Source organism: Salinimicrobium tongyeongense (assembly GCF_026109735.1).
Classification (GTDB): Bacteria; Bacteroidota; Bacteroidia; order Flavobacteriales; family Flavobacteriaceae; genus Salinimicrobium; species Salinimicrobium tongyeongense.
In genome coordinates this window covers 3,264,931-3,287,258 of the sequence record NZ_CP069620.1, presented here as the reverse complement: position 1 = coordinate 3,287,258, position 22,328 = coordinate 3,264,931, and the positions used below count along the sequence as shown (strand labels likewise).

At 44.0% G+C, this 22,328-nt stretch carries 25 protein-coding genes; 15 read left to right on the top strand and 10 right to left on the bottom strand.

What is annotated here, in order from left to right; genetic code table 11:
* The first annotated feature begins 1 nt into the window (after position 1).
* Entirely contained in the window at positions 2–505 is a 504-nt protein-coding gene (locus JRG66_RS14630) for a DUF4402 domain-containing protein (protein ID WP_265163502.1), read from the top strand.
* Positions 506–518: 13 nt separating this feature from the next.
* Positions 519–3,089, top strand: coding sequence for a hypothetical protein (locus JRG66_RS14625; protein ID WP_265163501.1), 2,571 nt, complete (start codon positions 519–521; stop codon positions 3,087–3,089).
* A 100-nt stretch (positions 3,090–3,189) separates the two neighbouring features.
* On the opposite strand, the gene JRG66_RS14620 is transcribed toward JRG66_RS14625, so the two are convergent.
* The gene (locus JRG66_RS14620; RefSeq protein WP_265163500.1) at positions 3,190–3,702 is read right to left on the bottom strand and encodes a GreA/GreB family elongation factor; all 513 of its coding nucleotides are present in this window, start codon (positions 3,700–3,702) and stop codon (positions 3,190–3,192) included.
* 74 nt (positions 3,703–3,776) lie between these two features.
* On the opposite strand from JRG66_RS14620, the gene JRG66_RS14615 reads away from it, so the two are divergent.
* The gene (locus JRG66_RS14615; RefSeq protein WP_265163499.1) at positions 3,777–5,021 is read left to right on the top strand and encodes a glycosyltransferase family 4 protein; all 1,245 of its coding nucleotides are present in this window, start codon (positions 3,777–3,779) and stop codon (positions 5,019–5,021) included.
* 47 nt (positions 5,022–5,068) lie between these two features.
* On the opposite strand, the gene JRG66_RS14610 is transcribed toward JRG66_RS14615, so the two are convergent.
* Positions 5,069–6,397: an aspartate kinase gene (locus tag JRG66_RS14610; RefSeq protein ID WP_265163498.1), complete on the bottom strand. Its 1,329-nt coding sequence runs from the start codon at positions 6,395–6,397 to the stop codon at positions 5,069–5,071.
* 98 nt (positions 6,398–6,495) lie between these two features.
* Between JRG66_RS14610 and JRG66_RS14605 the strand changes: the two genes are divergently transcribed.
* A complete protein-coding gene (locus tag JRG66_RS14605; protein ID WP_265163497.1) occupies positions 6,496–7,143 on the top strand; it encodes a hypothetical protein in 648 nt (215 codons plus the stop codon).
* Here JRG66_RS14605 and JRG66_RS14600 read toward each other — a convergent pair whose 3' ends face one another.
* The gene (locus tag JRG66_RS14600; protein WP_265163496.1) at positions 7,144–7,965 is read right to left on the bottom strand and encodes an NHL repeat-containing protein; all 822 of its coding nucleotides are present in this window, start codon (positions 7,963–7,965) and stop codon (positions 7,144–7,146) included. It abuts the gene before it with no gap.
* A 127-nt stretch (positions 7,966–8,092) separates the two neighbouring features.
* On the opposite strand from JRG66_RS14600, the gene JRG66_RS14595 reads away from it, so the two are divergent.
* Positions 8,093–8,227: a hypothetical protein gene (locus JRG66_RS14595; RefSeq protein ID WP_265163495.1), complete on the top strand. Its 135-nt coding sequence runs from the start codon at positions 8,093–8,095 to the stop codon at positions 8,225–8,227.
* An 11-nt stretch (positions 8,228–8,238) separates the two neighbouring features.
* Here the strand turns inward: JRG66_RS14595 and JRG66_RS14590 are convergent, their stop codons facing one another.
* From JRG66_RS14590 to JRG66_RS14575, 4 genes are all read right to left on the bottom strand, one after another.
* Positions 8,239–8,871, bottom strand: a complete 633-nt coding sequence (locus tag JRG66_RS14590; RefSeq protein WP_265163494.1) for a CPBP family intramembrane glutamic endopeptidase — start codon at positions 8,869–8,871, stop codon at positions 8,239–8,241.
* A gap of 68 nt (positions 8,872–8,939) precedes the next feature.
* Positions 8,940–9,437, bottom strand: coding sequence for a phosphatase PAP2 family protein (locus JRG66_RS14585; protein ID WP_265163493.1), 498 nt, complete (start codon positions 9,435–9,437; stop codon positions 8,940–8,942).
* A complete protein-coding gene (locus JRG66_RS14580) occupies positions 9,419–9,706 on the bottom strand; it encodes a hypothetical protein (RefSeq protein WP_265163492.1) in 288 nt (95 codons plus the stop codon). Before JRG66_RS14580 ends, JRG66_RS14585 begins: the two co-directional genes overlap by 19 nt.
* 12 nt (positions 9,707–9,718) lie before the next feature.
* Complete coding sequence (locus JRG66_RS14575) at positions 9,719–10,120, bottom strand: 3D domain-containing protein (protein WP_265163491.1); 402 nt, start codon at positions 10,118–10,120, stop codon at positions 9,719–9,721.
* Between the two features lie 334 nt (positions 10,121–10,454).
* Here JRG66_RS14575 and JRG66_RS14570 point away from each other — a divergent pair, with 334 nt between their 5' ends.
* Complete coding sequence (locus JRG66_RS14570; RefSeq protein ID WP_265163490.1) at positions 10,455–10,883, top strand: FKBP-type peptidyl-prolyl cis-trans isomerase; 429 nt, start codon at positions 10,455–10,457, stop codon at positions 10,881–10,883.
* 99 nt (positions 10,884–10,982) lie between these two features.
* On the opposite strand, the gene JRG66_RS14565 is transcribed toward JRG66_RS14570, so the two are convergent.
* Positions 10,983–11,333, bottom strand: a complete 351-nt coding sequence (locus JRG66_RS14565; RefSeq protein WP_265163489.1) for a 4Fe-4S dicluster domain-containing protein — start codon at positions 11,331–11,333, stop codon at positions 10,983–10,985.
* Between the two features lie 64 nt (positions 11,334–11,397).
* Here JRG66_RS14565 and JRG66_RS14560 point away from each other — a divergent pair, with 64 nt between their 5' ends.
* From JRG66_RS14560 to JRG66_RS14525, 8 genes are all read left to right on the top strand, one after another.
* Positions 11,398–12,477, top strand: a complete 1,080-nt coding sequence (locus JRG66_RS14560; protein ID WP_265163488.1) for an acyl-CoA reductase — start codon at positions 11,398–11,400, stop codon at positions 12,475–12,477.
* A gap of 99 nt (positions 12,478–12,576) precedes the next feature.
* On the top strand, positions 12,577–13,641 hold the full coding sequence (serC, locus tag JRG66_RS14555) for a 3-phosphoserine/phosphohydroxythreonine transaminase (protein ID WP_265163487.1): 1,065 nt from the start codon (positions 12,577–12,579) through the stop codon (positions 13,639–13,641).
* 16 nt (positions 13,642–13,657) lie between these two features.
* On the top strand, positions 13,658–14,608 hold the full coding sequence (locus JRG66_RS14550; RefSeq protein WP_265163486.1) for a D-2-hydroxyacid dehydrogenase: 951 nt from the start codon (positions 13,658–13,660) through the stop codon (positions 14,606–14,608).
* Between the two features lie 116 nt (positions 14,609–14,724).
* A complete protein-coding gene (locus JRG66_RS14545; protein WP_265163485.1) occupies positions 14,725–15,336 on the top strand; it encodes a DUF937 domain-containing protein in 612 nt (203 codons plus the stop codon).
* Between the two features lie 3 nt (positions 15,337–15,339).
* Positions 15,340–15,765, top strand: coding sequence for a DUF6146 family protein (locus tag JRG66_RS14540; RefSeq protein ID WP_265163484.1), 426 nt, complete (start codon positions 15,340–15,342; stop codon positions 15,763–15,765).
* A 63-nt stretch (positions 15,766–15,828) separates the two neighbouring features.
* Positions 15,829–16,146 carry a DUF6787 family protein gene (locus tag JRG66_RS14535; protein ID WP_265163483.1) on the top strand — a complete coding sequence of 106 codons (318 nt, stop codon included), beginning with the start codon at positions 15,829–15,831 and terminating at the stop codon, positions 16,144–16,146.
* A 1-nt stretch (position 16,147) separates the two neighbouring features.
* Entirely contained in the window at positions 16,148–16,465 is a 318-nt protein-coding gene (locus tag JRG66_RS14530) for a hypothetical protein (RefSeq protein WP_265163482.1), read from the top strand.
* 46 nt (positions 16,466–16,511) lie between these two features.
* Complete coding sequence (locus JRG66_RS14525) at positions 16,512–18,800, top strand: TonB-dependent receptor (RefSeq protein WP_265163481.1); 2,289 nt, start codon at positions 16,512–16,514, stop codon at positions 18,798–18,800.
* A gap of 69 nt (positions 18,801–18,869) precedes the next feature.
* On the opposite strand, the gene JRG66_RS14520 is transcribed toward JRG66_RS14525, so the two are convergent.
* Both JRG66_RS14520 and msrA read right to left on the bottom strand, forming a co-directional pair.
* Positions 18,870–19,178 (bottom strand): hypothetical protein, encoded by a 309-nt coding sequence (locus tag JRG66_RS14520; protein ID WP_265163480.1) that lies wholly within the window; start codon positions 19,176–19,178, stop codon positions 18,870–18,872.
* Between the two features lie 44 nt (positions 19,179–19,222).
* Complete coding sequence (gene msrA, locus JRG66_RS14515) at positions 19,223–19,774, bottom strand: peptide-methionine (S)-S-oxide reductase MsrA (protein WP_265163479.1); 552 nt, start codon at positions 19,772–19,774, stop codon at positions 19,223–19,225.
* Between the two features lie 108 nt (positions 19,775–19,882).
* Here msrA and JRG66_RS14510 point away from each other — a divergent pair, with 108 nt between their 5' ends.
* On the top strand, positions 19,883–22,318 hold the full coding sequence (locus JRG66_RS14510; RefSeq protein WP_265163478.1) for a DUF5916 domain-containing protein: 2,436 nt from the start codon (positions 19,883–19,885) through the stop codon (positions 22,316–22,318).
* The last annotated feature ends 10 nt before the right edge of the window (positions 22,319–22,328 follow it).

The window sequence follows — 22,328 nt, the reverse complement described above, 5'->3', positions numbered from 1 at the left end:
AATGTCGGGAAAAAGCCTCTTTCTATTTATCAGCTTCAGCCTCCTATTGATCCCTTTTTCAAAAGTGGCAGCCCAGGAGAACCCGCCTATTCCCGTAACTGTAGAGGTTAGAAATGCGCAGGGCCTTAATTTTGGAGCTTTTATAGTAGGAAATGCAGGAGGAAATGTCATTCTCACTCCAAATGGAGACCGCTCGGGAGATACCAGTGTGCATCTGCTCAATTTGGGAAGCACCCCTCATTATGCCATTTTTGACATCTATGCCAACCCGGGGACCCTTTTGCAAATTCAGCCGGTGAGTGATATTATCCTTGACGGCCCTTCGGGGAGCAGGGTGACCCTGAGCATTGATCCGTTTTTTGACATCAGCACCGGCCAGACCTTTATTACAACCAGCAATCCTCATGAAGTTTTTGTGGGCGGCAAATTATACATTCCCAGCGGAGACGCCGGCCCTGCAGGTAACTATAACGGCACTTTCTCCCTAACCTTTATTCACGAATAGCAAGCCAGCCACAATGCTTTCCCTTTTTCGTCCCCCTTTTTCTGAAATTCTGAAGTGCTGGGTTACACTCATCCTGTGCCTTAGTGTGACAGGCGCGTTCGCCCAGACAGATTTTCCCGATTACGACGAACTGGCGGTTGAAATGAACATTCCACGGCTGGGAACTTATGAAATCCCCATTGCCATAAAAGGAGAAGATGCCTTTGTGCCGGTAACCGTGCTATTTGACATCCTCAAGATCAAACACGAAACCAATGGCGAGATTTTAAGCGGCTTCATCATCCACCCCGACTCCACCTATACCATCAACTGGAGCACACCACAAATTACCTATAAAGGGGAAAACTTCAGCCTCTCCAAAAATGACATTTTGATCACTCCTTCCGGGAGGTATCTCAAATCAAATTACTTCGGAAGTATTTTTGAACTCGATACCCGGTTTTCCTTCCGAAGCCTTTCCCTGAAACTCGAAACCGACAAGGAACTTCCGGTAATAAAAGAAATGCGGCTTCAAAGAATGCGCGAAAACCTCGATCGCGTGAAAGGCGTTGAAGTTCCCGATACGCTCATCCCGGCCCGCTACCCGTTCTTTAAACCCGGAACGCTCGACTGGGGTGTGATTACCACACAGCAAACCAATTTTGAAGATGATAACCGGCTAAGCCTGGGCCTGGGAAGCATGTTTCTGGGAGGGGAAACTAATTTGATGCTGAATTATTCCAGCAGGCTGCCTTTTTCTTCCCGCAACCAGTTTTACCAGTGGCGGTATGTGAATACCGACAGCCGAAAGCTCTCACAGGTTACCGCCGGAAGGATTTTTACCCGTGCCACTTCTTCCCTATTTGCGCCGGTTTCCGGGGTGCAAATAACTAATAGTCCGCTTCAAAACCGAAGGTCTTTTGGCACCTATTTGCTCAGCGATTACACCCAGCCCCGCTGGACGGTTGAGCTGTATGTGAATAACATCCTGGTGGCATTTACAGAGGCCGATGCCTCGGGGTTTTACAGTTTTGAAGTTCCGCTCATGTACGGGAATACGGCAGTAAGCCTCAGGTTTTACGGTCCCTGGGGAGAAGAACAGTCGGAAGACCGGGTCATAAACATTCCGTATAATTTTGTGCCTAAAAATGAACTGGAATACACCTTTAGCGCCGGAATTGTAGAAAATGAAGATATGAACCGTTTTAGCCGCCTCAATTTAAATTACGGATTGAATAATGCCATTACTATTGGTGGTGGGGTAGAATATCTTTCGGAAGTTGAAAGCGGCGAAGTGATGCCCTTCGTGAATTCATCTGCCAGGATAGCTTCGGGCCTGCTTTTTTCAGGAGAATATATGTACGGAGTAAAGGGCGAGGCGCTTTTGAGCTACCGTTCACCGCGCAACCTTCAGGTAGACCTCAATTATATCAATTATGACGAAGATCAAACGGCAGTGAATTTTAATTACCTGGAAGAGAGGAAGCTGAGTATTTCTGCGCCTATTCGCACAAGGAATTTATCGATGTTCAGCCGCTTCAGCCTTAACCAGATCATTATGCCCACTTCCGAATTCACTACTGCACAGCTCTTGTTATCGGGTTCGGTTTTCGGCATAAATACCAACTTTACCACTTACGGTTTGTACAATGACAGGATGGATGAGCCCACGCTCTACAGTTCTTTGTCGCAAACCTACCGCATGCCGTACAAATTCCTGTTTTCGCCTCAAATTCAGTTCGATTTTAGCCGCGACAGGTTCAACAACCTAATCCTGGAACTGGAAAGGCCTTTGTTCAAACAGGGGTTTCTTAACCTGGCCTATGAAAATAACTTCCTGCGCGAAGCCCACATCTTTGAAGTGGGATTGCGCTATGCCTTTAATTTTGCCCAAACTTCGGCTACTTCGCGTATTGGGAACAGGAATTCCTCTTTTGTACAATCGGCCAGGGGTAGCCTCATGCTCGATGACAATACCGGCTATATCGCGGCCGGCAACCGCACGGCTATGTCGCGTGCGGCGCTTACCATCATTCCTTTCCTCGATTACAATCAAAACGGGATAAAAGATCCTATGGAACCGGGGGTTACCGGGCTTAAACTTAAGAACCGCAGCGGACGGGTGAGCTACAACGAAGACCAGACCATTCTCAGGATCACCGAGCTGCAGCCTTACATTGACCTCATGGTGGAGCTTGATCCTCTTAGCCTCGACAATATCGCCTGGAAAATCCCGAATCCGAAGATCCTGGTCAAAACACAGCCCAACCATTTTAAAGAGATCATGGTGCCGGTAGAAGTTATGGGGGAAGTCGCCGGAATGGTCTATTTCAAAGATGGGAATGCGCTTAGGGGGCAGGGCCGAATTCTTGTAAACATCCTGGATGAAAACGGAAATAAAGCTGCGGAATTGCTGAGTGAAGGCGACGGCTACTTTAGTTACCTGGGGCTTGCTCCCGGAAAATATACTGCTGAAATAGACCCGATACAACTCGAGAACCTCAATTATAAAGCCGCTCCCGGAAAAATAAACTTCGAGATCGAAATAGATGAATACGGCGATATTGAAGATACGCTCGAATTCACCCTCTCCCCGGCCGAATAATCAATTCTTCTGGAAAGCCGGATCTTCAGGTGACAAAAATGGCATTTTAGGAGGGGATTTTAGCGCCAGTTTTCTGGATAAACATTCCGAAAAAATTGAGTTACTCGTACCTGATGTTTATGATCTCAAGCTCCTGCATGGCGCCGCCCATTTGTACCCGGGCCGTCTCCCCTACTTTTTTCCCTGTAAGCGCTCGTGCAAGAGGTGCCAAAAATGCTATTTTTCGCTGTTTGATATCGGCTTCATCTACTCCCACAATGCTAAAGACCTGTTCTTTGGCCTTTAGCGGCCCAGAGAGCCCTTTAAAAGTAACTGTTGCACCAAACCTCACCTCGTTTTCAGGTTGATCTTTAGACTGCAGGATCCTGGCCGAAGCAAGCCGCTCGTTCAGCAGGTTTAATTTACCATCAAGTACCGCGATGGCGTGGCGTCGCTCTTTCTCGCTGCTTATATCCAGGTTTTTCCTGTCATTTTCAAGCATTTCCCGCTCGTCCAAAAGCTGTTTGTGGCCGGTTGGGGTCACATAATTGGTCACTCCTGTAGGCAAAGACGCCCGTGGCGGTATAAATGGTGCTTCTTCCTGGTCTTCTTCTTTTACAAATCCGCGGCTCATGCTTCAGTTTTTTTAAAGGTCACAAATTAGCGGCACAATTCAAAAAGTCTATTAAATCCTGTTAATTTTGGCACATGTCTCAAAAGAACCTTTTAGTCATTGGCTACGTTTGGCCCGAACCAAAATCTTCGGCTGCCGGCGCGAGAATGATGCAGCTGCTGGAATTCTTTCTTGCAGAAGGTTATGCTGTAACCTTTGCTACCACGGCCACAAAAACCGGATTTATGGCCGATCTTTCTTCCTTCGGAATTGCTTCGGAAAAGATCGAGCTCAACAACAAGAGCTTCGACGCATTTATTTCAAAAATATCTCCTAAAATTGTCATTTTTGACAGGTTTATGATGGAAGAACAGTTTGGCTGGCGGGTGGCCGAAGTATGCCCTGAAGCCATCAGGATCTTAGATACCGAAGATCTGCACTTTTTGCGCAAGGCAAGGCAGGAGGCTGTAAAAGCCGGAAAAGAACTCTCCACTTCAGCTTTGTTCACCGATCTGACAAAAAGGGAGGTCGCCAGTATCTACAGGTGTGATTTGAGCCTTATTATTTCTGAAGCCGAGGCAGAATTACTCAGCAGCAGCTTTGGTGTTCCTGAAAAGCTTCTGTTCTACCTCCCATTTATGCTGAAGAACATTTCCGAAGAAAAGAAAGCTGCACTCCGTACTTTTGAAGCACGAAAGGACTTTATAAGTATAGGGAATTTTTTACATGAACCTAACCGGGATGCCGTAATTCGTTTAAAAACCGTGATCTGGCCACTCATCAGGCAGGAAATGAAGGAGGCAAAAATCCACATTTTTGGGGCTTATATTCCGCAGCAAATCCTGGAATTCCACAATGAGCAGGAAGGTTTTATGGTACACGGGCGGGCAGCTTCAGCAAAGACAGAAATCGCCAAAGCACGGGTTCTTCTGGCTCCTATCAGGTTTGGGGCGGGTATTAAAGGGAAATTTACCGATGCCATGCAGGTGGGGACGCCTGCGGTAACCACCTCTGTTGGCGCAGAGAGCATGGCCCGAGATCTTCCCTGGAACGGATTTATAAGCGATGCCCCTTCAGAATTTGCCAGTGCGGCTGTAAGGCTTCATGATAACGAAGCTGTTTGGCAGGAAACGCAGGAAAATGGCTTCAGGATCCTGAAGGAGATCTTTTCCGAAGAAAAACACCGGAAAAGATTTCAGAATATACTTAAAACCTTGGACAGCGGACTTCAGCAACACAGAAATTCAAATTTCACCGGACTCATGTTACAGCACCATGCTTTGAACAGCACCAAATACCTGTCAAAATACATAGAGGCGAAAAATAGGAATCGCCCATAACAGGCGATTCCTTCCAAACAAATAAACTAACAACTCAAAGTGAGCAACTAGGTTACTTTCAATGTCTTTTCTTCAAAAAGTTTTTGGTGTAAAAGCTGCAGTGCCCTTACTTTATTTTGAGTGTCTACCAGCAGCGAAATATTGTTGCTGCTGCCACCGTAAGATATCATCCTTACGGGCAGGTCGTTAAGCAGCTCAAACAACCTGAAGGTCTCATGGTCATTGATCACGCCTTCGCCTACCACGCAAATAATCGTGTGGTTGGAATCTACCGTGATCTCGCCGTATTCATCTAGTTCGGCAAGAATTTTATCTAGGTTCCCGGTATTGTCTATAGTGAGGGAGATCGCAATCTCTGAGGTCGTGATCATATCTATAGAAGTCTCGTGTTTGTCAAAAACATCAAAGATCTTTCTAAGAAAACCATGGGCCATGAGCATGCGGTTCGACTTGATCTTGATAGCCGTGATACCGTCTTTTGCCGAAATAGCCTTGAGACCCTCTGTATGGTATTTATCTGATATACAGGTTCCGGGAGCATCTGGAGTAAAGGTGTTCTTCAGGTAGATAGGAATGCCTTTTTCCTTGACCGGCGACACGGTTTGCGGATGAAGTATTTTGGCGCCAAAGTAGGCCAGCTCGGCAGCTTCTTCAAAAGTGAGGTGCGTAAGCGCCGAAGTCTGGGCCACATAACGCGGATCGTTGTTGTGGAAGCCGTCAATATCGGTCCATATCTGCACTTCGGTGGCATTCACTGCCGCGCCAATGATGGTGGCCGTATAATCGCTTCCGCCGCGCTTAAGGGTGTTGATGTTTCGGTTGCGGTCAATCCGTATAAAGCCCTGCGTTACGTATACCTCATTGGTAACTTCCCTTTGCAGGCTGTGGTGAAGGAGTTTTTGGACACTGCCAACCTCAGGATTTTCAACATTTGAAACATGCATGAAATTCTTCGCGTCCAGCAGCGTGTTAGAAACGCCTTCCTGCTCTAGGAAATGCGAGAAAATCAGGCTCAGGAACGATTCTCCAAAGGTGATGATGACGGCTTCTGAAAGAGGTTTTTGCTGCAGTGCTTCTTCCAGCTGCTCATACAATTCGAGGAACTGGTTTTCGGCCATACGTTTGGCCTCAGGAGAAACAATTAGCTCTTCAATAAGCTGAAGGTGCTTCAGTTTTAATTCCAGCATCAGGCCATCTGCCTGTTGAGATTTCCCCAATCTTGCGGCCTCGTAGAGCTCCACGAGCTTATTGGTAACCCCAGACATGGCTGAGACCACCACGATCTTACGGTCTTTTTGACCCTGAATAATATTTTTTACATTGCGAATGCTTTCCGCAGAGCCGACAGATGTACCTCCAAATTTTAAAACTTTCATATCCCAAATTGAAGTTGCATAATTACAAGATGAAAAAGGCAGATTAAAAAAAATGACTTCTTTTTCATACCTTTGTACAAATTGTATATTATTTAACAATGAAAACGATAAGTACCTGCGTCCATGATATTATTAAACATCAGCCTTTCCTGGATGATGCCCTTGCCCGCAACATCATTAACTTTAGTTCCCTGGCGGCCGATTTGCAACCGCAGGTGGAAAAAGAAATGAGGAAGCCGGTAAAACAGGGATCTATTATTATGGCGCTGCGCCGGTACCATCCAAAAAGGAGCAAATTCACCTCCAAAAATTTCAGGGAACTGGGAGATATGATCGTGAGATCGGGTATTACCGAATACACCTATTTAAACTCTCAGAACATTATTGCCAGGAAAGCCGAACTTTTGCACGCCATAAAGTACCAGACCGGGATCTTCTTAAATTATTCCAGCAACTTCCAGGAGAGCAACTTCCTGGTCTCTACCAGCCTGCAACCCATGATTGAAAAGATCTTTAAAGAGGAACAACTGGTGAGTATTTCTGAAGAACTTTCGTCTATCACCATTGCCCTGCCCGAGAAAAACACCAAAACCGTCGGCCTCTATTTTTACATTTTTAAGCTGCTGGCCTATGAAGGCATCCCGGTCTACGAAATTATTTCAACCTCCAATTATTTCACGCTTTTCCTTGAGAAGGAGTATGTTAACCAGGCATTTTTGCTGATGAACGAGATCAAAACATCCTGATCATTTCAGGGTGTAGATCCAGACTTCGTTCTGTCGGTTCATGGGTACGTAAAGTTTTTGATCTTTGTTGTCATAGTAGATATCTCCAGAGCTTTTTGCGGTGGTAAGCACTTCTTCAAGCGTTCCCTCCAGGCTTATTTTGTAGATCTTTCCCGAGGCCCAGTCAGAAATATAGTACTCTCCCTCCTCTATTTGCTGAAGCCCGTCGAGGTTCCCTATACCTTTCGAGATTTGGCCGATCTCTTTGGTTTGCCTGTCTACCTGCAAAAAATGCCCGGGTTCTTCTTTTCCCCAGGCCGCAACCAGCAAGTAATCGCGGGTCATTAAAAGCCCGTTAGGATTTTCAAGTTGGTCGCTGTTCAGCCATTCTTCAATTTCTCCCGAAGGTTTCAGAACATAGATGCTGCTTTTGGCCAGGTCTGAAAAATATATGTTTCCGGCTTCGTCTTTTGTAAGGTCGTTCAGGGATTTTGAACCTTGTACAGGAATTTCAGAAATAATTTTTCCGCTTTCCATATCCATTTTCACCAGCCGGTTCACATCGCTAACATATAGGTGGTTACCCGCAATGAGGAGCCCTTTTGGATCGTTTAGCCCGGTAATCCAAGAATGGTCTGTTTTTTTGCCATTTTTGGATACCTTCGAGATAAAACCATCTCCTTCCTGTTTGTCGCCAATGTTGGAAACATAATATTCCTGCCTTTGCTCATCATAGACCACAGATTCGGGGTGACTGAAGCCCTCAAGTTTAAAATCGGGTTCTTTTTGTTGGGCATAGGAGACGCTTCCGAAGAAAATTAAAAGAATTAATACTGGTTTCATGGTTTTTGTTTTCAAGATACTCAAAAATGGCATTTTAATAAAGGTTTATGGGTTTTGATTAAACATATGCTAAACCTGATGGTGGTGGCCTGGCTTCCAATTATTTTTGAAGGAAAGAAAAATTGCTATGAAAAAGATCATTAGAGCACTTTTAGCGGGATGGGGAGCCAAGAAACTGGGAGGAAAAACCGGTTGTGGTTGCCTGGGCACCATCGTGGTTTTTATTATTTTATGGTGGCTCCTGTCAAACCTGGGGATCTAGTGATCTATTTTTCACTGAAAAAAGTAGCCAAAACCTATGGTAAACATAATGAGGCCATACAAATAATGCTCCAGGCTCACATTGAGCAGGCTCCTTGTTTGGTAATAATTGTAAATAAAGATCCAGCCGGCCAGGAAAGTGGCGATTGGCGCTACCCAGTTGGCGTAGATAAAATGTGCCAGGCCAAATACGATGGCGTTACTCAGCATTAAAAGATATTTTTCGGGGACTACCTCATGATACCTGTGAAAAAAATACACCCTGTAAATAATCTCCTGCGGAAAAACGGAAGCCAGCGGGTACAAAAAGAAAGTGACCAAATAACTTTGCAAATTCTCTACAGGATACATAAAAAACAGATCGGGGAATATCCAGAAGGTGAACCACACGAGCAGGATGGTAATTACGATCATTCGGCCTATACTCCTGCCAAGGTATTTCCTGTTAAACCTTGTGAGCACCTGCCGGTCAAAGGCAGGGTCTTTTAGCAGCAGAAAAAGGAAAAGTAGTGCGATGAGCACCAGGGGAATGATCTTGTACCAGCCGTCTAGAAAGGCGGTGGCCAAAAAAGGAAAAAAGACGTAAAAAAGAATGAATTCCACTACCATGTAGGTTGTAGAATTATATATGATCTTTGGGCTCATTTATTACTTTGGTAAAAGATAGAGAAACTGGGGCAGAGATTTTACGGCTCTAAAAAAATTTAAATTGATCAACCGGTTTCCAGGTTTTCTTCCTCTTCAGCTTGGTTCTTCCTCATCTTTTTTTGGCGCAGGAGGTCTATAATATTGAACAAAATGATACAGAAAGCTATCCAGATAAGTCCGGCAGCAAAGCCTCCAATCACATCGGAAGGGAAGTGAACCCCCAGGTAAATCCGGCTTAAGCCAATGAGGAAAATGAGGGATATGAAAACAAGGGTCAAAAAAGTGCGCAACAACCTGCTCATCTTAATCTGGAACACCAGGTAGGTAAGAAACCCGTAAAAGGCCATGGCACTCATGGCGTGGCCGCTGGGATAGCTTAAGGTTTCTACCACCACCAAATGATCTATGGTTGGGCGGGCACGGTTAAAAGCTTCTTTAAGGGCGAGGTTGGCCAGGGCCGAAAGAATTAATACCCCCAGCAGTTGCAGGATGAATTTCTTGTTGCGGAGTTTAAAAAAGAAGAAAATCGCGGCAAGAGTAGTGGCTACGATGTACGCATACACATCCCCAGGTCTGTAACAAACTGGAAAAAATGATTAAGGGCAGGTGTCCTGAAAGAGGTGACATAACTGGTCACACTGTCGTCAAAGGCCGTGATGGTATCTCCCTGAACTTCTTCGGTTAATTCAACGAAAAGGTTCATTCCCAGTGCAAAGACCAGAAAAGCAATAAAGATTAAAAGATAAAAAGGAAAATCAGGATGTTTTCTGGTAACATGGGTTTTAATAAATTCAACAAATTCATCAATGTACTTCTTTGTTACCTGTACCATTAGGTTTATTTTTTATCCTCCCGGCTCAATTTTGGCGGGAAAAGCTATTTCTACTTTTCTTCTACCCCATTTTAGGGCTTTCTCTTTGTTGGCTCCCATATAGATATCGATCTTGTTCTTCCATCTTGGGTGCATTTTGTCGTTCACTATAAACACTCCTTCAAAGCCTTCAATTTTCACAGGTGTCTGGTAGGTAAGTCCTTTTTTTAAAAGGTCTCGCGACACGGCTATAGATTGTACTTCAGGGTTTAAAGTGTCGCCCCAGGCAGTAATCAAAGGGTTACCTTCCCCCTGGTGCTTTGACGAATTGTAGGCCGAAGCGGTTACCGTAATCTTTTGCCAGTCTTCAAAATCCAGCTTTTCACCATCTGTTTCTTCACAACCTGTAAACGCAATTATCATGGTCACAGGCATAAATATAAACTTTAAAATAAGCTTTCCAGAGAACATAATTACCAACATAACAAAAATTAAGGCGTTTTACAATATTCAGCTTCAGTCTTAACCCTACTTTAAGAGAGTTTTAAAATTAGGGATGTAAACTCAATTTTTTGCTGATTATTTTCAGCTGTGCTACATTTTTTCCGAAGAAATAGACTAAAAGCCTGTTTCTTTGGTCGTCCATCTTATTAATGGTATCTTTGCACTTTCGAAATGAGTTATTACTCAGCGCTGTTAAGGTCCTTCCTTTTTATTTTCTGTTTAATTTCCATTTCCCGAATATTTAATTGATAAACAAACATTTATTATGAGTCAGGTTAAAGCAAATGACACTGTAAGAGTACACTACACCGGAAAACTTACCGATGGCCAGGTTTTCGACAGTTCTTTGGAAAGAGAACCAATCGAATTCACTATGGGACAGGGGCAGTTAATTCCCGGGTTTGAAAAAGGTTTGCTCTATATGAAAGTGAATGAAAAGAAAACTATTGAAATTCCTTCTGAAGAAGCCTATGGCGCCCCAAGGGAAGAATTGATACAGGAAGTTGACAAAAGCCAGTTGCCCGACGAAATTAAGCCGGAACCGGGAATGGGCCTTGTGTCTAAAAGCCCCGACGGTCGTGAAATGAACCTTGTGGTAAAAGAAGTAAAAGAGAACTCTATTGTTGTTGATGGTAATCATCCATTAGCAGGAAAAGATCTCATCTTTGATCTTGAAGTAGTAGAGATCAAATAGTTATATTTTCTATATAATAAAAAAAAGCCTGCAAATTTTGCAGGCTTTTTTTATTTGCGTGAAATAATCCAGAATCTTAGATCCCGGATACTGAATTCATTAATCGTGGTGCATAAATTTTTGCTTTGCCGTAAGCTGCTCCTGTGATTCTTCATTGGCAGGATCGGGTACACAACAATCTACCGGGCACACAGCCGCGCACTGGGGTTCATCGTGAAAACCAACACATTCGGTACATTTATCGGGTACTATATAATATATCTCATCGCTAAGCGGTTCATTTGCTTCGTTGGCGTTTGCTGCCTTACCGCTGGGTAATACCACGTCGCCGTTAAGATCTGTTCCGTCTGCATACCTCCAGTCATCTGCTCCTTCATAAATAGCCGTGTTTGGACATTCAGGTTCACAAGCGCCGCAGTTAATGCATTCGTCGGTTATAATAATTGCCATAGCTTATTTTTGTTCTAAATTTGCACAAATTTAAAGCCAAATCAGTTCTTAAACAAATAAGGAGATGACAATCGAGCAGCGTAGAGAAAAGTTGGAAAGCCTGGGACGTTTTTTAAGCCAGTTCAAGAGACAGGGAATTGAGAAAAATGAAAGCCTGCCACACAACGATCCTTATTTTGAAATCCTGAAAGAAAAAATAGAAAGTGCAGTGCACCACAACGGCTGGTTCAGCCTTGAAAATGTGCTTTTTAGCCTTGAGCAATGGAGCGGGGCACTCACTTCTGATAACCTTCAAAAATGGCTTTCGGGCTATGATTTTTCTGAAGTGGAACCAAAAACCGTGGGCATTATTATGGCCGGGAACATCCCGCTGGTAGGTTTTCACGATTTTATTTCGGTGCTGGTGAGTGGCCACAGGGTGCTGGTGAAGCAATCGTCTAACGATAAGCTGCTTTTGCCCGTAATAGCCGATTACCTAAAGGCAGTTGCTCCCGAGTGGCAAAATAAGATCGAACTCCTCCCCGATTCGACTGATGGGGCCTCAAAAATGACAAATTTCGATGCCGTTATTGCTACAGGAAGTAACAATACTGCCCGCTATTTCGAATATTATTTCTCCGGAAAGCCTTCCATCATCAGGAAGAACCGAAATTCGGTAGCTGTACTTACTGGAAATGAGACTTCCGAAGAACTTTTGGCCCTGGCTGAAGATATTTTCAGGTATTATGGCCTGGGCTGCAGAAATGTTTCCAAATTATATGTTCCAAAAAACTATGATTTTAATGCCTTTTTTGAGGCCGTATACCCCTGGAACCCTATTATAAATCAGGCGAAATACGCTAATAACTACGACTATAACAAGGCGGTGTATTTGATGAGCCAGTTTAAATTGCTGGAAAATGGCTTTCTCATTCTCAAAGAAGACAAATCGCTGAATTCCCCCATAGCGACCCTCTTTTATGAAACTTATGAAGATATGGACGCCCTTCAACAGGAGCTTGACAGCAGGAAAGAGGAAATACAGTGTGTGGTTGGGAAGCATGTTGTTGAAAATGAGGTGAGTTTTGGACAAACGCAGCATCCGCAACTCTGGGATTATGCAGATGATGTTGACACCCTTGCTTTTTTAAGCCAAAAAGTCTGAAAAACGGCATTTTTCCGCAGTAAAATTCCCTAAATTATCATTTCAATAACAAGAAAATGCTTTTGATTTTCTCATATTTGTAACTGTTAAAAAACAAGTATGAAAAAACATAATTATAGTGCCGGACCCTGCATACTTCCACAGGAAGTGTTTGAGGAGGCATCACAGGCAATATTAAATTTCAATAATTCAGGCTTATCTATCCTGGAGATCTCTCACCGCAGTAAAGATTTTGTAGATGTTATGGAAGAGGCCCGCAGCCTTGCCCTCGAACTGTTAGGGCTTGAAGGCAAAGGCTATAAAGCCCTTTTTCTGCAGGGCGGCGCAAGCACGCAGTTTCTCATGACGCCATACAACCTGCTCAAAACCAAAGCTGCTTACCTCAATACGGGTACCTGGAGCACAAAAGCCATTAAAGAAGCTAAGTTCTTTGGGGAGGTTGCCGAAGTGGCATCATCGGCCGACAGGGATTTTAAGTATATCCCCAAAGGTTATTTTATACCTTCAGATGTAGATTATTTTCATTGTACCAGCAACAACACGATCTACGGAACCCAAATAAAGGAATTTCCGAACACGCCCAAACCTATGGTGTGCGATATGAGTAGTGATATATTCTCTCGCCAGTTGGATTTTTCAAAATTTGACCTCATTTATGCCGGTGCCCAAAAGAACATGGGGCCTGCAGGTACTACTCTGGTGGTCATAAAAGAAGATATTTTAGGGAAAGTAGAGCGTTCGGTTCCTTCAATGATGGATTACCGCGTGCACCTCAATAAAGCCAGCATGTTCAACACCCCTGCTGTTTATGCCGTGTATGTGTCTATGCTCACTTTAAGGTGGCTTAAAAAGAACGGCGGGATTGCAGGAGTTGAAGAAAAAAATGAGAAAAAAGCCAACCTCCTTTATTCGGAAATTGATATAAACCCGCTTTTTGAAGGCTATGCAGATAAGGAAGATCGATCTACCATGAACGTTACTTTTAACCTGGTGAACGACGATCTTAAGGAAACTTTTGACACCATGTGGAAGGAAGCCGGAATTAATGGCCTTAACGGGCACCGCAGTGTGGGAGGTTATCGTGCTTCCATCTACAATGCCTTGCCGCTGGAAAGTGTTCAGGTGCTGGTAGACGTGATGAGCGAACTGGAAAGAAAAGCTTAAAAAACAGAACTTTTAAATGAAAATTTTAGCAAACGACGGTATTGCTTCGGGTGGAAAAAAACAACTCGAAGCAGCCGGATTTGAAGTGATAACTACCAAAGTAGCCCAGGAACAACTGGCTAATTTCCTCAAGGAGAATGAGATTTCGGGTTTAATAGTACGCAGTGGCACCAAAGTGCGCAAAGATATCATCAACGCCTGCCCTCAGTTAAAAATAATTGGTCGTGCTGGTGTGGGAATGGACAATATTGATGTGGAATATGCCCGCAGCAAAGGCATACATGTTTTTAATACGCCAGCAGCTTCATCGGCTTCTGTAGCCGAACTTGTTTTCGCCCACCTTTACGGCGGAGTGCGGTTTTTGCACGACTCTAACCGGAATATGCCTCTTGAAGGAGATTCCCGCTTTAAGGAACTAAAAAAGAGTTACGCAGGGGGCCGTGAATTGCGCGGAAAAACCCTTGGAATTATTGGCTTTGGGCGTATAGGCCGGGAGGTTGCAAAGATCGCCCTGGGAGTGGGCATGAAGGTGATTGCCAGCGACAGTACCGAAGGGGAAGCAGAGATCACTTTAGAATTTTATAACCATCAGGAAATAAAAATCCCCATAAAAACTGAGCCTGTAGAACAGCTGATAGAAGATTCCGATTTTATCACACTCCATGTGCCTGCTCAAAAAGAACCCATTTTAGGAAGGGAAGAAATTGAGAAGATGAAAGACGGGGTGGGAATCATTAATGCCTCCCGTGGCGGCGTAGTAGACGAAGTTGCCCTTGTGGAAGCATTAGACAGCGGGAAGGTTGCTTTTGCTGGCCTCGATACTTTTGAAGAGGAACCCAGCCCGGCAATTAAAGTACTCATGAACGGAAAGATCTCTTTAAGTCCTCACATTGGTGCGGCTACAAATGAAGCCCAGGAAAGGATTGGCTATGAACTGGCCGATGAGATCATAAAGGTGCTCAAGTAACTAATAATTAGGTGTAAATATTTAAAATGCTTCTGTTAAAGGAAGCATTTTTTTTGGTTAAAACTCAATTTCCGTTTAGGAGCGCATCTTATTTTTCGTAAATTAAAAAGAAAAAGATGGCTTCAATATTAGATTTTTTAGACACTGAAAAAGGAAAGGAATTTATTCAGAAATCAAGTGAAGAAGTAAACGAGTCGCCCAATAAGGTGAAATCGGTGCTGGGGATGGCACTTCCCATGATCATGGGGGCACTTAAAAAAAACACCGATTCTCCCGAAGGTGCCCAAAACCTGAAAAAGGAACTGGACAAAGATAAACATGACGGCTCTGTCCTCGAAAAGATTGGCAGTGGCAGACTTTCAGGTTTGTTGGGAGAAGGTTCGGGGATCTTAGGCCATGTTTTGGGCGGCAGCCAGTCAAAAATAGCGTCGGCAGTGGGTTCGGCAACAGGAATGGACCCGGCTAAAGTGAACAAACTTCTCCAGATGGCCGCACCCGTAGTTATGGGGCTGCTGGGCAGGCAAAAAAGAAAAGAAAACATTGAAAGCAGTAGCGGCATATCAAGCCTTGTAGGTTCTGTGCTGGGAACAAATTCTTCACATGATCAATCTATGCTCGAGACTTTTATGAATTCAGATAAAGGCGGAAAAATTGCAAAAGATGTAGCTGGCAAGATCTTTGGTGATAAAGATAAGCCTAAAGGATTAGGCGATTTCTTTAAAGGATAAGATATGAAAAACCTGCTGTACATAGTTTTTTTAGGACTGGCTATTTATAGCTGCTCTTCTACCAAAGAGCGGAATTTTGATACACAAGCAGCTACAGTTCAGAATGATACCGTTCGAATTGCCAATGACAGCCTTGAGTATGAGATCATTATAATTGATCCCGGCTATTCCTATTTTCTCAATGCCGTGGCACGGCCCGAAGGTTACCACTCGCTGAGTTACCTCGAAAATAAGAACCGGTTTCTGGTTACCGATTACAATAACAGGGTGAGGAGCCCCCAGCTTTACAACCCGAATATTTACGAGATGGAGATCAATTATGACCCCGACATCAACTACGGTTACGACGTGAATTACAAGCTGTACAATTACTTTGTTTACCTCTCCCAAAAATACAATCAGCGGTTTTCGGTACCTACGAGATTGTGAGTCAGAAATGTATAAACCTGAGAGCGGGACGTACTTATTAATATTCTTTTTTATATTTGCCGCATGAACAAATTGAAGCAACGCTGGGGGATTTCTTCCAACTGGCAAATTTTCATTATTTTCATCGTCTTCGGTCTTACAGGTTCCTCATCCCTGTTTGTGGCAAGGCCGGTGTTGGAGTTCATAGGGCTCAATCGCATGAGCTTTTCCGCAGACATTTTAGGGGCAATAAGTTATTACGCTTTACGCCTGCTCATGATATTCCCGGTCTACCAGGTTCTTCTGGTGCTGTATGGCTGGCTCTTTGGACAGTTCAGGTTTTTTTGGCAATTCGAAAAAAACATGCTTTCCCGAATGGGCTTAGGCAGAATTTTGAAGTAATATGAAGCTGTGGCAAAAAATAACCCTGGTGCTGTTTACAGGTTTGATCCTGTTTCCTTCGGCAGTAGACCTTGCGCATATTTTTGCGGGCCACAAACATTACACCTGTAACCATTACGCCGAATCTCATATACATCAGGATAGCGTAGACTGTGATATCTTTCACTTTCAGCAAAATCCTTTCTCATTTCCATCTCCAGCTTCGTGGTCTTTATATGAACCCGAAGTAAGAAGCCTTCACCTAAAGAAGGAATACCTCTATTTGAGTACGTTTCAAAAACTTCATTTTTCGCTGCGAGCACCCCCTGCCCTGGCTTAAAACCTATTGAAGACTTTTTGAATTATAAACGTATTTAAAAATACCCATGAAAAATATCATTTTTGGGCTGCTATTATTAGTGGCCACAACTACCTATAGCCAGTATTCAGCCAGCGGCACAGTCATAGATACCAACACAGGCGGACCCATTGTTGGAGCTGCCATTCAGCTTCAAAAGCCGGAACGCAGTACCATTACCGACCTCTCAGGAAATTTTTCCCTGGATAATTTATCTGAAGGCACTTATTCCATCGTCATCTCTTCGCTGGGTTACGGCACCCGAACCTTTAAGTTTCAACTTCCCGGGGCTACAGGGCTTCAAATCGAACTTGAGCCCACCGCCATAGAGATGGAAGAAATCATTGTCTCTACCCCTTTTCATCAACTGCAAAGCGAGAACGTCATGAAAGTGGAAAGAATGACTGTGGAAAGCCTGGAGCGCGGCGGAGTTAATGGCCTTACCGACGGTTTGAGCCAGATTGCAGGAGTAGAAAGCATAACCACAGGAACTTCTATCGGGAAACCCGTTATTAGGGGTTTAAGTTCTAATCGCGTGCTGGTATATGCCCAGGGTGTTCGTTTGGAGAACCAGCAGTTTGGAGACGAACACGGGCTGGGATTGAGCAGTTCTGGTGTAGAAAGCGTAGAAGTAATTAAAGGCCCTGCTTCCCTTCTCTACGGAAGCGATGCCCTGGGCGGGGTTTTATACCTTAACCCCGAACGTTTTGCACCAGGCGGTGAAACCATTGTTGATGCTCAAACTGCCTATTACTCCAATACTGAAGGTTTTGAAGCAAACGCCGGGGTGAAAACATCTGGCGAAAAATTCAAATACCTGCTTCGCGCTAACCTTGCCACGCACAGCGACTATGAGACCGGCGACGAAAGAAGAGTGACCAACACCCGCTTCACCGAATACGATCTTAAGGGCGGTATAGGATACCGGGATGAAAACTACAAAGGAGACCTGCGCTACAACCTTAACAGTAGCCGCTCGGGCATTCCGGAAGAAATTGGGGTACAGAGCACTTCCAAAAGTAAAATGCTGCCTTACCAGCAGGTAGACAATCATATTTTGAGCCTTGACAATTCTTTTTACTTCAATGAATCCAGCCTTGATGTAAAGATTGGTTACCTCTTTAACAACCGGAAAGAATTTGAAGATGCTCACCATGAAGAGCACGAAGAAGAACATGAGCAAGAAGAAGAGCATGAACATGAGGGGCATGATGAACACGAAGAGCACCCAGAAGGTGAGCCTGCTCTCGAAATGCACCTGGAAACCATAAATTATGATGTAAAATACCATTTTCCGGCCCGTGGTAAATTTTCTACGATTGTTGGAGTACAGGGAATGTTCCAGACTAATGAGAATATGGCCGAAGAGATCCTCATCCCCAATGCCCGCACCACCGATGCAGGTGTTTTGGCCACCACTCATTACCATCTTGACAAAATCGACTTTCAGGCCGGGCTGCGCTATGACTTCAGGAGAATTTCTTCGGAAGCTTATGAAAATCACGATACCGAAACTGAAGTTGCAGCTCTAGAAAGGGATTTTAACAGCTATAACGGTGCTTTAGGTGTAAAAGTTGACCTTACCCCCAACCTTACCTCCAGGCTTAACCTCGCTACCGGATTTAGGGCGCCTAACCTTGCCGAACTCACTTCTTACGGAAGTCACCATGGGACCAACAGGTTTGAAATTGGAAACCGCGATCTGGAAAATGAACAGAATTATCAGTTAGACCTGGCTCTCGAATACAGGAATCAGCATTTCGAGCTTTCTGCCAATGCGTTTTACAACTCCATAAACAATTATATCTTCCTTAATCCTACCGGGGAATTTATGGATGAAAATCCTGTTTTTGAGTACCTGCAAAATAATGCGAAGCTCTATGGTGGGGAAGTTGGATTGCATATACACCCTCATCCTTTAGACTGGTTACACTTTGAAAGCAACTATGAACTGGTTATTGGGGAACAGGACAATGGAGATTACCTTCCTTTAATCCCTGCACAATCTGTCCTGAACACTATTTGGGTGGAACTGGCTGACAAAGAAACATTAAAAGACACATATGTAAGCCTTAGCTTGAAATCGGTTTTTGATCAGAACAACACCGGATTTTTTGAAACCGAGACTCCCGGCTATTCCCTTTTAAACGCCGGAATAGGAACTTCTATAGCTATGGGTACAGCCCGGGTGCAAGTGAAACTTGCCGGAACCAACCTGCTCAACAAGACCTACATTTCACATCTTTCAAGATTAAAACCCGACGGAATTCCCAATATGGGAAGAAATATATCTTTTGGTTTGGGAGTGAAGTTCTAAATTGTGAAGCAAATACAAAAAAGCCGGTTGTTCAAAAACAACCGGCTTTTTCAATTTATAAAAATTCAACTACTTTACTCTAACTTCAATAGGACGCAGTTCTCCAAATTCCTCGTCATTTTGCCATAAGAAAGTATAAAGCCACATAAGTGTAAATGTGGGAATGATATCACTAAATGGCAGTATCTCTTCAATAAAAACCAGAGCAGAGGCTAATTTCCCCTTTTTGCCCGGGTACATGGCCGACATTTTCTTTGCGGCGTAAGGAGCCCACAAAAGATCAAGAAATCCTCCAACTAACGGCACTGCCCCACTTGCCATACCAATAGCGTCGTAAACCAGTCCTTTGATCAATAACTTCTTTTTATTGGTGTTCATCTGTATTTTGCTTTTTACGATCTAATACAAGAAAGGTGCCATTTTTAAGCCTCGGTTTTTACCTTTTGGGAAAAGGTATGCCTGAGTTTCTGCACTTTTGGGTCAATGATCACCCGGCAATAAGGCTGATTCCGGTTTTGGTTGTAATAATCGTGATGTTCCTGCTCGGCCACATAAAATTCTTTGGCGGGGGCGATTTCAGTTACTATGGGATCTTTAAAAGTTTCTTCTTCCTCCAGTTTTTTCACCACTTTTTCAGCAGTTTCTTTTTGAGCTTCAGAATGGTAAAAAATAGCGCTTCGGTAATGGGTGCCCACATCGTTCTGCTGCCGGTTTAAGGTGGTGGGATCATGTGTGGCAAAGAACATATACAGTAGTTCCTCAAAAGTGACAACTTCGGGATCAAATTTTATCTCTATAGATTCGGCGTGCCCGGTTCTTCCGGTAACCACTTCCCGGTATGGCGGGTTTTTAATATGCCCGCCGGTAAAGCCCGAAGTCACCTGTTTCACACCTTCTATCCTTTGAAAGACAGCTTCGGTACACCAAAAACATCCTCCGGCCAAAGTTGCCTTTTCCAATTGTTTTTCTTCCATGTTTTGTTTTTCCAAAAAATAGGGAAAAACAACGAACCTTACAATTATAAAATTTCAGGATTTCGTAACATTGCAATTGCGGTATAAATTTGCCTTTAATAACACCCTATGCTCTGTAAATATCTGCTGTTACCATTATTTCTTTTGATTACAGGCTCCCTTTTTGGCCAACAAACTGAACTTCCGAAGAAAAAAACCTACACCGCTACAAGAATTGCAACCAAACCTCAGGTTGATGGTATTTTGAATGATGAAGTCTGGGAAGATGTTCCCGGTGCGGGTAATTTTGTGATGTACGAACCTGGCGATGGCACACCCTCCCGCAGCACACATCCCACAAAGGTCAAAATAGCTTATACTAATGAAGCCATTTACCTGGCCGCTTTTCTCTACGACCATGAACCTGCAAAAATAAGGCGTGAATTTGCCCAGCGAGATAATTTGCCAACTGCCGATTATTTCTTTTTTGATCTCAACACCTATAATGATGGCGAGAACCAGACGCGCTTTTACGTGACTGCCGCCGGGACACTTGCCGATGCAAAAATGAAAAGGGAGAACGAAGATTTTGCCTTTAACGCGGTTTGGGAAGCCAGGGTATCTACAGATGCCAATGGCTGGTACGTAGAAATGCAGATCCCCTACTCGGCCATTCGGTTTCCGGGAGGTAAAGATCAGTTGTGGAGCATGCAGCTGGGAAGGCATATTAGCCACCTCAATGAGACCTACGTTTGGAATTACATCAACAAGTCGGTTGGCGAAAGCACCCACTATAATGGCATTTTAGAGGGGGTAGAAAATATAGATGCGCCCGTTAGGCTCAGTTTTTATCCCTACATTTCGGGAGAAGTAGACCATATTGACAATGAGACCAGCACGGCTTTTAATGCCGGGATGGACCTAAAATACGGAATTAACGATGCCTTTACCCTGGATGCCACTTTGATCCCCGATTTTGGCCAAACGGCTTATGATGAAGTGGAATTGAATCTTGGCCCCTTCGAGCAGACGTTTGGTGAGAACAGGGCCTTTTTTACTGAAGGAACAGAACTCTTTACCAAAGGAGATCTTTTTTATTCCCGCCGAATAGGCGACACGCCTTTGGGTTTTAATGATGCGCAGGATGCCCGTCTGGAAAATGAAGAAATCCTCGAAAATCCTGAAACCACCAACCTTCTCAACGCCCTGAAGATCTCCGGAAGAACTAAAGGCGGCCTGGGCATTGGATTTTTTAACGCCATCACCGAACGCCAGAAGGCAGTTTACTACAACCAGATTACCGGCGAACAAAGAGAACTAATTACCGAGCCCCTGGCCAACTACAATATTTTTGTGCTCGACCAGCAGTTTGACCAGAAATCTTCTGTTTCCCTCATCAATACCAACGTAATTCGCGAAGGCCATTTTAGGGATGCCAATGTGACCGGCTTTTTGTTTGATGTGTACAACCGCGGCAGTTCCTTTAATTTTTCGGGGGAAGCCAAGATGAGCCGCATCAATTATGCTGAAAGTAACAAGACAGGATTTGCCTCCCAACTGGCTTTTTCAAGGACAAAAGGAAAATTCAGGTATGGGATCTCTCACGAATTTGCCAATAAAACCTACGATATCAACGACCTTGGGGTGAATTTTGTGAACAACTACAGCAACTTCAACTGGGAAGCCTCTTACCGCATTTTTGAGCCCCGCGGGATATTTAACGAGTACAATATCCAGTTTTACGGCGACCACCAGCGCCGCTATGATCCCGATATTGCCGTTACCAATAATTTCGGATCAAGTTTCTTCGGAATGACCCGCGAAAGGTTTGCTTTTGGAGGAAATGTTAACTACAGCACTCCTTTTAAAGACTTTTTTGAACCCCGTCGCGATAATACTTTTATAAAATATCCTGAAAATGCTCTGGCTGAAGCCTGGATCTCTTCAGATTACCGAAAAAGGATCGCCATAGATTCCCGCCTTGGGTACAACAAGTACCTGGGAAGCCCGCACGGGCAGCTCAACTTCAGTTTTAGCCCCCGTTTGAGGATTAGCAACCGGTTTATGCTCATTTATTCCTTCGAGTTCATGGAAGAAAATAACCGGGAAAGTTTTGTAGGATTACTTCCCAAAAATGTCATTTTTGGCACCCGGGATATGAAGAGTATCGAAAATTCCCTGCAGGGCAGCTACAACTTCACCAACAGGCAGGCGTTGAACCTGAGCTTCAGGAACTTCTGGTCTTCAGCAAATTTTGCCGATGACAGTTTTAGTCGATTGCAGGATAACGGCGAATTGGTTTCTTACGATGGTAACCTGAGCGAAGAAAATAATCCCGATGCCAACTTCAACATCTGGAACCTCGATCTTAGCTACCAGTGGCGTTTTGCCCCCGGCAGCGAAATGATCCTGCTTTATAGAAATTCTCTATTTAATGTAGATAAACAGAGCGAACTGGCTTATTTAGAAAGTGTAGACAACCTGTTTAAACAACCCGCAAGACATAATCTTTCGTTAAGACTTGTATATTACCTGGATTACAATAGCATAAACAGTATAATTTAAACCTAATATT